Source organism: Pseudomonas sp. Emmai (assembly GCF_055179735.1).
The window spans coordinates 3380021-3389648 of sequence record NZ_CM143685.1; the positions used below are offsets into that span (position 1 = coordinate 3380021).

Annotated in this window: 10 protein-coding genes; 8 read left to right on the forward strand and 2 right to left on the reverse strand. The window is 61.4% G+C overall.

Annotated elements, in window-relative coordinates; genetic code table 11:
• Nucleotides 1-40: 40 nt before the first annotated feature.
• A complete protein-coding gene (locus ACY4LX_RS15620) occupies nucleotides 41-769 on the reverse strand; it encodes a FadR/GntR family transcriptional regulator (protein WP_149658276.1) in 729 nt (242 codons plus the stop codon).
• 174 nt (nucleotides 770-943) lie between these two features.
• The gene (locus ACY4LX_RS15625) at nucleotides 944-2680 is read right to left on the reverse strand and encodes an IlvD/Edd family dehydratase (RefSeq protein WP_463260463.1); all 1737 of its coding nucleotides are present in this window, start codon (nucleotides 2678-2680) and stop codon (nucleotides 944-946) included.
• 194 nt (nucleotides 2681-2874) lie between these two features.
• Here ACY4LX_RS15625 and ACY4LX_RS15630 point away from each other — a divergent pair, with 194 nt between their 5' ends.
• The 8 genes from ACY4LX_RS15630 (at nucleotide 2875) to ACY4LX_RS15665 (ending at nucleotide 9627) form a co-directional block, all read left to right on the forward strand.
• The gene (locus ACY4LX_RS15630) at nucleotides 2875-4185 is read left to right on the forward strand and encodes an MFS transporter (RefSeq protein WP_149658274.1); all 1311 of its coding nucleotides are present in this window, start codon (nucleotides 2875-2877) and stop codon (nucleotides 4183-4185) included.
• Between the two features lie 130 nt (nucleotides 4186-4315).
• Complete coding sequence (gene araD1 / locus ACY4LX_RS15635; RefSeq protein ID WP_463260464.1) at nucleotides 4316-5308, forward strand: AraD1 family protein; 993 nt, start codon at nucleotides 4316-4318, stop codon at nucleotides 5306-5308.
• A gap of 10 nt (nucleotides 5309-5318) precedes the next feature.
• On the forward strand, nucleotides 5319-6899 hold the full coding sequence (locus ACY4LX_RS15640; protein ID WP_463260465.1) for an aldehyde dehydrogenase (NADP(+)): 1581 nt from the start codon (nucleotides 5319-5321) through the stop codon (nucleotides 6897-6899).
• Nucleotides 6900-7108: 209 nt separating this feature from the next.
• On the forward strand, nucleotides 7109-7408 hold the full coding sequence (locus ACY4LX_RS15645) for a DUF5629 family protein (RefSeq protein ID WP_463260466.1): 300 nt from the start codon (nucleotides 7109-7111) through the stop codon (nucleotides 7406-7408).
• A complete protein-coding gene (locus tag ACY4LX_RS15650) occupies nucleotides 7395-8570 on the forward strand; it encodes a lactonase family protein (RefSeq protein WP_463260467.1) in 1176 nt (391 codons plus the stop codon). Before ACY4LX_RS15645 ends, ACY4LX_RS15650 begins: the two co-directional genes overlap by 14 nt.
• Before the next feature lie 156 nt (nucleotides 8571-8726).
• Nucleotides 8727-8906, forward strand: a complete 180-nt coding sequence (locus ACY4LX_RS15655; RefSeq protein ID WP_054047590.1) for a hypothetical protein — start codon at nucleotides 8727-8729, stop codon at nucleotides 8904-8906.
• Nucleotides 8907-9160: 254 nt separating this feature from the next.
• Nucleotides 9161-9373 (forward strand): hypothetical protein, encoded by a 213-nt coding sequence (locus ACY4LX_RS15660; protein WP_463260468.1) that lies wholly within the window; start codon nucleotides 9161-9163, stop codon nucleotides 9371-9373.
• Nucleotides 9370-9627: a hypothetical protein gene (locus ACY4LX_RS15665; RefSeq protein WP_463260469.1), complete on the forward strand. Its 258-nt coding sequence runs from the start codon at nucleotides 9370-9372 to the stop codon at nucleotides 9625-9627. Before ACY4LX_RS15660 ends, ACY4LX_RS15665 begins: the two co-directional genes overlap by 4 nt.
• Nucleotide 9628: the final 1 nt, after the last annotated feature.

The following is a 9628-nucleotide window of genomic DNA, read 5'->3' on the forward strand; positions in this document are numbered from 1 at the left end:
GCGGTATCCCGTTACCGCACATTTTTTGATTCGCGCGGGGTTAGTGGTTGTTGGTTGAATCGCTGCCCAGCACCACATTCAACGCACTGCGCGCATCGTCGAGCTGCACGAGGGTGGCGTGCCGCGCGCCGAGGGCATCGCGATTCTCGATGGCGGTGAGGATCGCCTTGTGCCGTGGCAGCGCCAGTTCATGCAGGTTCGGCCGTTGGTTGGAATGCTTCAACGCCTCGGCAATCGCCACCGAGAGCATGTTGCACAGGTTGGCCAGCAGGTCGTTGTGGGTCGCATCTGCGATGCGGCTGTGGAAATCCAGGTCCGGTTGCAGCAGGGCTTCCGGGGTCGGTGCGGCTTCCATGCGTTGATAGGCTTCGCCGATGGAGGCGATGTCGGCGTCGGTGGCGTACTGCGCGGCGAGGGCGGCGGCGGCCGGTTCGATAATGCTGCGCACGCTGGTCAACAAGCCGAAGAACTCATTCTGCGGGCTGCTTTGCATCAGCCAGTGCAGCACGTCCGGGTCGAGCATGTGCCATTCCTTGCGCGCCTTGACCACCGTGCCGACTCGCGGGCGGGAATACACCAGGCCCTTGGCGACCAGCACCCGGGTGGCTTCGCGCAATACCGGCCGGCTGACCGCGTACTCTTCGCACAACAGGGCTTCGGCGGGCAGTTTGTCGTCGGGCTTGAAGCGTCCGGAGACGATCTGCATGCCCAGTTCCTGGACGATGCGCGAGTGCATGCTTTTGCGGTCGGAAGGTTTGCGGTAATCCATGGGGAACGGCGCGATCCTGGGCGGGTGGGGGTGTTGCGCATGATAGCAGGCGCGCAGAGATCGTTCCCACGCTCTGCGCGGGAATGCCTAAAGGGACGCTCCGCGTTCCAATGGGACGCGGAGCATCCCGGGCTGCATTCCCACGCAGAGCGTGGGAACGATCGGGCGAAGGGGTTAGTGGGAGTGACGAGGCACTTCGGAGCCTCGGCAACCAACGAGGAAGTCAAAATCGCAACCCTGATCCGCCTGTAGCACATGGTCGATGTACAGCTGACGATAACCGCCGACGATCAAATTCTCCGGCGGCCGCAAATCCGCCATCCGCGCCGCCAGTTCCGCATCCGGAATGTCCAGGTGCAACCGCCCGCTGGCGCAATCCAGCTCAATGAAGTCACCTTCCTGCACCACCGCCAACGGCCCGCCGGCCGCGGCTTCCGGCGCCACGTGCAACACGACGGTGCCATACGCCGTGCCGCTCATGCGTGCATCGGAAATCCGCACCATGTCGGTCACACCCTGGGCCAGCAGCTTGGCCGGCAAGCCCATGTTGCCGACTTCCGCCATGCCCGGATAACCCTTCGGTCCGCAGTTTTTCATGACCAGGATCGAGTTCGCATCCACGTCCAGTTCCGGATCGTTGATCCGCGCCTTGTACATGTCGAAGTTCTCGAACACCACGGCGCGGCCGCGATGCTGCATCAGTTCGGCGCTGGCAGCGGACGGTTTGAGCACCGCACCGAGTGGCGCGAGGTTGCCGCGCAGGACGCAGATGCCGCCGTCGGCGCGGATCGGGTTGTCGAGGGTGCGGATCACTTCGTCCTGACCGTAGATCGGCGCGTCCTTGGTGTTCTCGCCGAGGGTCTTGCCGTTGACGGTCAAGGCGTTCGGGTGCGGGATCAGGTTGGCTTCGCCCAGACGACGCAGCACGGCGGGCAACCCCCCGGCGTAGTAGAACTCTTCCATCAGGAAACGCCCGGACGGTTGCAGGTCGACGATGGTCGGCATGCCGCGCCCCATGCGGGTCCAGTCGTCGAGCTCCAGCTCAACGCCGATGCGCCCTGCGATGGCTTTCAAGTGGATCACCGCGTTGGTCGAACCACCGATGGCGGCGTTGACCCGAATCGCATTTTCGAAGGCTTCTTTAGTGAGGATTTTCGACAGTCGCAGATCTTCGCGAACCATCTCCACCGCGCGCATGCCGGACATATGCGCCAACACATAACGCCGCGCATCCACCGCCGGAATCGCCGCGTTGTGGGGCAGGGAAGTGCCCAGTGCTTCGGCCATGCAAGCCATGGTCGAGGCGGTGCCCATGGTGTTGCAGGTGCCGGCCGAGCGGGACATGCCGCCCTCGGCCGCGAGGAAATCGTCGAGGGTGATGGTGCCGGCTTTCACTTGTTCGCTGAGCTGCCAGACCACGGTGCCCGAACCAATGTCCTGGCCCTTGTGCTTGCCATTGAGCATCGGCCCGCCGGTGACAACGATGGCCGGCACGTCGCAACTGGCCGCGCCCATCAGCAGCGCCGGGGTGGTTTTGTCGCAACCGGTCAGCAGCACCACGCCATCGATCGGGTTGCCGCGAATCGCTTCTTCAACGTCCATGCTCGTCAGGTTGCGGGTGAACATGGCGGTGGGGCGCAGGTTCGATTCGCCGTTGGAGAACACCGGGAATTCCACCGGCCAGCCGCCCGCCTCGATCACTCCGCGTTTGACGTGCTCGGCAATCTGCCGGAAGTGCGCGTTGCACGGGGTCAGTTCCGACCAGGTGTTGCAGATGCCGATGATCGGCTTGCCGTGGAACTGATGGTCGGCGATGCCCTGATTCTTCATCCAGCTGCGGTACATGAAGCCGTTCTTGTCGGCGGTGCCAAACCATTGGGCGGAGCGCAGGGTGGGTTTCTTATCAGACATGATCGATTCTCTTATTGTATGACTATATTGTTCTATCTGATGAGTAACATAAGCGCAAAGTCGACGCTTTGGAAGCGTTGTTGGTTAATTAGTATTACTATATAGTCGTTTTCGATGGAGGGATTGGCCCTGGCGGTTTTCCGTGAGAGGCGTCCCCCGAGGTTCTATAACAACAACAATCGGAGACCGATTCTATGAGCCAGGAACTGCGGCTTATTCGTCGCATCACGCTGAAACTGATTCCCTTCCTGATCCTGCTGTACCTGATCGCCTATGTGGATCGCTCCGCCGTCGGCTTCGCCAAGCTGCACATGGGCGCCGATATCGGCATTGGTGATGCGGCCTACGGCCTCGGCGCCGGGCTGTTCTTCATCGGCTACTTCCTGCTGGAAATCCCCAGCAACCTGATGCTCGAACGCTTCGGCGCCCGGCGCTGGTTTGCGCGGATCATGATCACCTGGGGCGCGATCACCATCGGTATGGCGTTCGTCCAGGGCCCGCACAGCTTCTATGTGATGCGCTTCCTGCTCGGTGCTGCCGAAGCCGGGTTCTTTCCGGGCGTTCTGTACTACATCACCCAATGGTTCCCGGTGCGCCATCGCGGCAAGATCCTCGGGTTGTTCATCCTGTCCCAGCCCATTGCGATGATGATCACCGGCCCGGTGTCCGGCGGTTTGCTCGGCATGGACGGCACCCTCGGCCTGCATGGCTGGCAATGGTTGTTCATCGTCATCGGCACCCCGGCGATCCTGCTGACCTGGCCGGTGCTGCGCTGGTTGCCGGACGGTCCGCAACAAGTGAAATGGATGGACCAGGCCGAGAAGGACTGGCTGACCGGCGAGCTGAAGAAAGACCTTGAGGAATATGGCCAGACCCGCCACGGCAATCCGCTGCATGCGCTGAAAGACAAACGGGTCTTGCTGTTGGCGCTGTTCTATCTGCCAGTGACGTTGAGCATCTATGGCCTGGGCCTGTGGTTGCCGACGCTGATCAAACAGTTCGGCGGCACCGATCTGGTGACCGGTTTCGTGTCATCGGTGCCGTACATCTTCGGGATCATCGGTTTGCTGATCATCCCGCGCAGTTCCGACCGCTTGAATGATCGCTACGGCCACTTGGCGGTGCTCTACGTGTTGGGCGCCATCGGCCTGTTCCTTAGCGCCTGGCTGACGTTGCCGGTGGCGCAACTGGCCGCGTTGTGCCTGGTGGCGTTCGCGCTGTTTTCCTGCACGGCGGTGTTCTGGACCTTGCCGGGGCGGTTCTTTGCCGGGGCCAGTGCGGCGGCGGGGATTGCGTTGATCAACTCGGTGGGCAACCTCGGCGGCTATATCGGGCCGTTCGTGATTGGTGCGTTAAAGGAATACACCGGCAACCTCGCGTCCGGGCTGTATTTCCTGTCCGGGGTGATGGTGTTCGGGCTGGTGCTGACCGGTGTGGTCTATCGCTTGCTGGAGCGCAAACACGTGTTGCCCACGGATCAGTTCGCTGCCAGCGCCCGCACCTGACCCCAAACCTGTAGGAGCAAAGCTTGCTCGCGACGGCGGTGTGTCAGCCCACGCAGAGGTTGAATGTTAATCCGCCATCGCGAGCAAGCTTTGCGCCTACAACGATCGTTTTGTGTCACAGGAGAAAATCATGCGTTTAGTTCAGTTCGAATTGGTTAACGGCGAACGCCGCATCGGCGTGGTCGAGGACGACGTGGTCCGGGAAGTCCAGGAAGCGCGCTCGGTGCGAGACCTGGCACTGGCGGCAATCGAGGCGGGGATCGGCCTGCAACAGCAAGTCGAGGCCCTCGGCCTGGGCATCAGTCACGATTACGCGCAACTGCTGACCGACCTGCGCATCCTGCCACCCCTGGATCACCCGGACCCGGCGCACATGCTGGTCAGCGGCACCGGCCTGACCCACCTGGGCAGCGCCTCGGCCCGGGACAAAATGCATCAGCAGGTCGGCGACGAAGCGGCGATGACCGACACCATGCGCATCTTCAAGTGGGGCGTGGAGGGCGGTAAACCCGCCGTCGGTCAGGCGGGTGTGCAACCGGAATGGTTCTACAAGGGCGACGGCAGCATTGTCGTGCGACCGGGCCAGCCGTTCCCACTGCCGCCGTTCGCCGAAGACGCCGGGGAAGAGCCGGAACTCAGCGGCCTCTACGTCATAGGCAATGACGGCAAGCCCTATCGCCTCGGTTATGCGGTGGGTAACGAGTTCTCCGACCACGTAATGGAGCGCAAGAATTACCTTTACCTCGCGCACTCGAAATTGCGCAGTTGCAGCTATGGCCCGGAACTTCGTGTCGGTGAACTACCCCAACACTTGGCAGGTACCAGTCGCATCCTGCGTGACGGCGAAGTGTTATGGCAAAACGAGTTCCTCAGCGGCGAGGCCAACATGTGCCACAGCCTGGCGAACCTCGAATACCACCATTTCAAGTACAGCCAGTTCCTGCGCCCGGGGGATGTGCACATTCACTTCTTCGGCACCGCGACCCTGTCCTTCGCCGACGGCATCCGCACCCAACCGGGTGACGTGTTTGAAATCAGCCAGGCTGAATTCGGCGCGCCGTTGATTAACGGCATTGCACCGGCTGAATCGGCGTTCGAACCCGGCACTGTCGGCACCCTTTAAGGAGAATTGCATGACCCAGATTCTTGGTCACAACTACATCGGCGGCCAGCGCAGCGCGGCCGGCGCGGTCAAACTGCAGAGCGTCGACGCCAGCACTGGCGAGGCGCTGCCCCATGATTTTTATCAGGCCACTCCAGAAGAAGTCGACGCTGCCGCCCAGGCTGCTGCGTCCGCTTACCCGGCTTACCGCAGCCTGAGTGCCGAGCGCCGTGCGCAGTTTCTCGACACCATCGCTGATGAACTCGATGCCCTCGGCGATGACTTCGTCGCCGTGGTCTGCCGCGAAACCGCCTTACCGGCCGGCCGCATCCAGGGCGAGCGCGGTCGCACCAGCGGCCAGATGCGTTTGTTCGCCAAGGTCCTGCGTCGCGGCGATTTCTATGGCGCGCGCATCGATCAGGCTTTGCCTGAACGCCAACCGTTGCCACGCCCCGATTTGCGTCAATACCGCATCGGCCTCGGTCCGGTGGCGGTGTTCGGCGCGAGCAACTTTCCGCTGGCGTTCTCCACGGCGGGCGGCGATACCGCTTCGGCATTGGCCGCCGGTTGTCCGGTGGTGTTCAAGGCTCACAGCGGCCATATGGCGACCGCTGAACTTGTCGCCGACGCAATCCTGCGCGCCGCGGAAAAAACCAACATGCCCGCCGGCGTGTTCAACATGATCTTTGGCGGCGGGGTCGGCGAAGCGCTGGTCAAGCACCCGGCGATTCAGGCCGTGGGCTTTACCGGTTCGCTCAAGGGCGGTCGCGCGTTGTGCGACATGGCCGCTGCACGGCCGCAGCCGATCCCGGTGTTCGCCGAGATGTCGAGCATCAACCCGGTGATCGTCTTGCCGCAGGCCCTGGCGGCTCGTGCTGAAACCGTCGCCCGTGACCTGACGGCCTCGGTGGTGCAGGGCTGTGGTCAGTTCTGTACCAATCCGGGGTTGGTGATCGGTATTCGTTCGCCGCAGTTCAGTGCTTTCGTGCAGCAGGTCGCCGCGTTGATCGCTGATCAGCCAGCGCAAACCATGCTCAATGCCGGAACGTTGGCCAGCTATGGCAAGGGCCTGCAAAAACTGCTCGCGCATCCTGGCATCGAGCATTTGGCCGGCAGTGCGCAGCAAGGCAATCAAGCCCAGCCGCAGCTGTTCAAGGCCGATGTGAGTCTGCTGATCGAGGGCGATGAAGTGTTGCAGGAGGAAGTGTTCGGCCCGACCACGGTGTTCGTCGAAGTGGCGGATCAGGCACAGCTCAGCGCGGCGTTGAGTGGCCTGCATGGGCAACTGACGGCGACGATCATTGGCGAGTCGGCGGACTTCGAACAGTTCGGCGAGCTGACGGCGTTGCTGGAGCAGAAAGTCGGGCGGATCCTGCTCAACGGTTATCCGACTGGCGTGGAAGTCTGTGATTCGATGGTTCATGGCGGCCCGTATCCGGCAACGTCCGATGCCCGCGGCACTTCGGTGGGCACCCTGGCCATCGACCGTTTCCTGCGCCCGGTGTGCTTCCAGAACTACCCCGACAGCTTGCTGCCGGAGCCCTTGAAGAACGGCAACCCGCTGCGCATTCAGCGCCTGGTGGACGGCAAGCCGTCCCGCGACGCGCTCTAACTCCCCCTGCAACCGATCGTTCCCACGCTCCGCGTGGGAATGCAGCCCGGGACGCTCCGCGTTCCCACCAGAGCCGAACGCAGAGCGTCCGATGAGGCATTCCCACGCAGAGCGTGGGAACGATCGGATACTGTGCGTGGGAACGATCACAAGGTGAGGGCGGTGTGATGAGCTATCATTGCGCCTTTCCACTTGAATGATTGATTGCCATGACTGCCGTAACCGACACCTTGCTCAACGCCCTCGAAACCAGCGACATGCTGGAAATCGATGGCTTGCACGCCTCCGATTTTTACCTCGCTGAAGAAGACGACAGTCTGAACATCGAATGCATGGACGGTCGAGCACTGAAACATTGGGAGTTCAGCAAGGCCCAAATCGAGGCAGCGACTTTCGATCCAACCCTGCAAAGCTGGCTCATCACCGGGGATTCAGGCGAGCACCGGCTGGTGTGCATGGCCGCGATTGGCGGGCATGACGACGAGGAAGAAGAGCATGAAGATGCGTAATTTCTGGCCTCTGTTGATGGCCGGCAGCGTCGGCGCCATGGGCGTGCAGGCGGCCACCGTCGATGATTATCAACTGCTGGTCGGTTCCTACACGGCTGGCCAGAGCCAGGGCATTTATCGCCTGAACTTCGACAGCGCCACCGGGCAGATTGCCGCCAAGCCGCTGCAAGTGGTCAAGAGCGAAAACCCGTCCTGGCTGACGATTTCCAAAGATCAGCAGCACCTGTTCGTGGTCAACGAAAACGGTCCGGGCCAGGCTGATCCGGTCGGCAAGGTCAGCAGCTATGCGATCAACCCCAAGACCTTTGAGCTGAAGCTGATCAATCAGGTCCAGAGCCTGGGCAACGAGCCGACCCATTCGAGCCTCAGCGGCGATGCCAGCCACTTGTTCGTCAGCAATTACTCGGTCGTCGAAGACCCGGGCGGCACCCTGGCGGTGTTGCCAGTGGGCGCTGACGGCAAGCTCAAGTCAGTGGTGCAACTGAGCAGCCACCCGTCGAGCCGGGTCAATCCCGAGCGGCAGGCGTCGGCGCATGTGCATTCGACGATCTCCTCGCCGGACGGCAAGTACGTGTTCTCCAATGACCTGGGGGCGGACAAGATTTTTGTCTACCGCTTCAATCCCAAGGCCAATCCCGAACTGCCATTGACCCCCGCGACCCCGGCGTCTGTGTCGTTGCCGCCGGGCAGCGGACCGCGTCATCTGTTGTTCAGCGCCGATGGCAAACATGCCTGGCTGGGCATGGAAATGAGTGCGCAAGTCGCGGTGTTCGATTACCAGGACGGCACGCTCAAGCAAACCCAGATGGTCGATCTGGCAGCGGGGCAACCGACGTCCGACAAGGCCGGCGCGGCGCTGCACGCCTCACAGGATGGCAAGTTCCTCTACGTCAGCAACCGTGGCACGGCCAATCAGGTGCTGGTGTTCGCCATCGAGCCGGCCACCGGTCAGCTTAAGGAACTGCAACGCCGTTCCGTCGAAGGCGATCACCCGCGCGAATTCAGCCTCGACCCGAGTGGCAAGTTCCTGTTGATCGCCAACCAGAAAAGCAACGAGATTGTCGTCGTCGAGCGTGACGCCAAGACCGGCCTGCTGGGCAAAACCGTGCAGAAATTGCCGATGGATGCCCCGAGCGACCTCAAGTTCCTGGTGCGTCAATAGGCCGCAGGCCCCGGTTGATGGGGCCTGCAACCTTCTATTAATGAGACTGATATCGGCTAATGCTACAAAGCATTTCAAGGCGCGGACCCTCGGAGGGTAAGTTTGCTTCACGGCCTAACCAGGCAAGCAAGCCAACTGACTTCGAGGAACACCGCCATGAACTTCAATATCTTCTCCATCATCGCCGCATCCGCTATCTCCGCCACCGTTGCCCTGCCAGCCAGTGCCAACGTTGAAATCAACAGCAAAAAATCCCACACCCAGAGCTACACCCAGAAATACCTGCAACAAAGCGCCAACTTCTACGCCGCCCTGGACCACAAAACCCAAGCCTGAAATCCACGAACTCCGCTGCTCCCCGTAGGCGCTGCCGAAGGCGGCGATCTTTTGACTTTCAAAATCAAAAGATCGCCGCCTTCGGCAGCGCCTACGCGCGCGTGTGTTTCTCCGGGTCATAGGTTTTTTTCAGCGCTGACATAGACGGCTTTAATGATCAACCAGGCTGATGGTCACTATGGAAAACCCTGAGTGGTTGCACCGGTTTTTTTGATCGATCCTGTGGGCACTGAAACATGCCCACGGAGAACACCATGGCCAGCGCAATCCTCACTTCTGTCAAACGCGGTGCCTACCTGGCCATCGGTCTTTACGTGGCCATCGTGCTCGTGGTGAGCGTTACGGCTCAGTCGCAACATGGCCGGCAAGCACCGATCGAGGTCGCCTATCCCGGTATCCAGTTCGAACACCGCACGCAAAATGCGCTGGTTGATCATGAAGCTATCGTGGAGGCTATCGGCGCATGAAAGGCAGCAGACTCGGGGTCATCGCCTTCCTGGCCGTCATGACCAATGGCTCTTCTTTGTTGGGGATCGGGCAGGGCTCGGCAGGGTCCGTGGCGCGGTCTATCGAATGCAACCACAGCATTGCGCACAACATTCAGACGGCCAAGGCGTTGGGCTTGTTGGTGGGGAATCCACCGTTGAAGGAACGGGCCGGATTTCTTGGGCCGTTTCAGGTGGATTGCTCGGCGTTGGGGATGTGTTCCGTTCTGACCTGAC

Coding starts and splice junctions, on each gene's coding strand:
- ACY4LX_RS15625 (WP_463260463.1), bottom strand. CDS start 2,680: ATGTCTGATAAGAAACCCACCCTGCGCTCCGCCCAATGGTTTGGCACC.
- ACY4LX_RS15645 (WP_463260466.1), top strand. CDS start 7,109: ATGACTGCCGTAACCGACACCTTGCTCAACGCCCTCGAAACCAGCGAC.
- ACY4LX_RS15640 (WP_463260465.1), top strand. CDS start 5,319: ATGACCCAGATTCTTGGTCACAACTACATCGGCGGCCAGCGCAGCGCG.
- ACY4LX_RS15650 (WP_463260467.1), top strand. CDS start 7,395: ATGAAGATGCGTAATTTCTGGCCTCTGTTGATGGCCGGCAGCGTCGGC.
- ACY4LX_RS15655 (WP_054047590.1), top strand. CDS start 8,727: ATGAACTTCAATATCTTCTCCATCATCGCCGCATCCGCTATCTCCGCC.
- ACY4LX_RS15665 (WP_463260469.1), top strand. CDS start 9,370: ATGAAAGGCAGCAGACTCGGGGTCATCGCCTTCCTGGCCGTCATGACC.
- ACY4LX_RS15630 (WP_149658274.1), top strand. CDS start 2,875: ATGAGCCAGGAACTGCGGCTTATTCGTCGCATCACGCTGAAACTGATT.
- ACY4LX_RS15620 (WP_149658276.1), bottom strand. CDS start 769: ATGGATTACCGCAAACCTTCCGACCGCAAAAGCATGCACTCGCGCATC.
- ACY4LX_RS15660 (WP_463260468.1), top strand. CDS start 9,161: ATGGCCAGCGCAATCCTCACTTCTGTCAAACGCGGTGCCTACCTGGCC.
- araD1 (WP_463260464.1), top strand. CDS start 4,316: ATGCGTTTAGTTCAGTTCGAATTGGTTAACGGCGAACGCCGCATCGGC.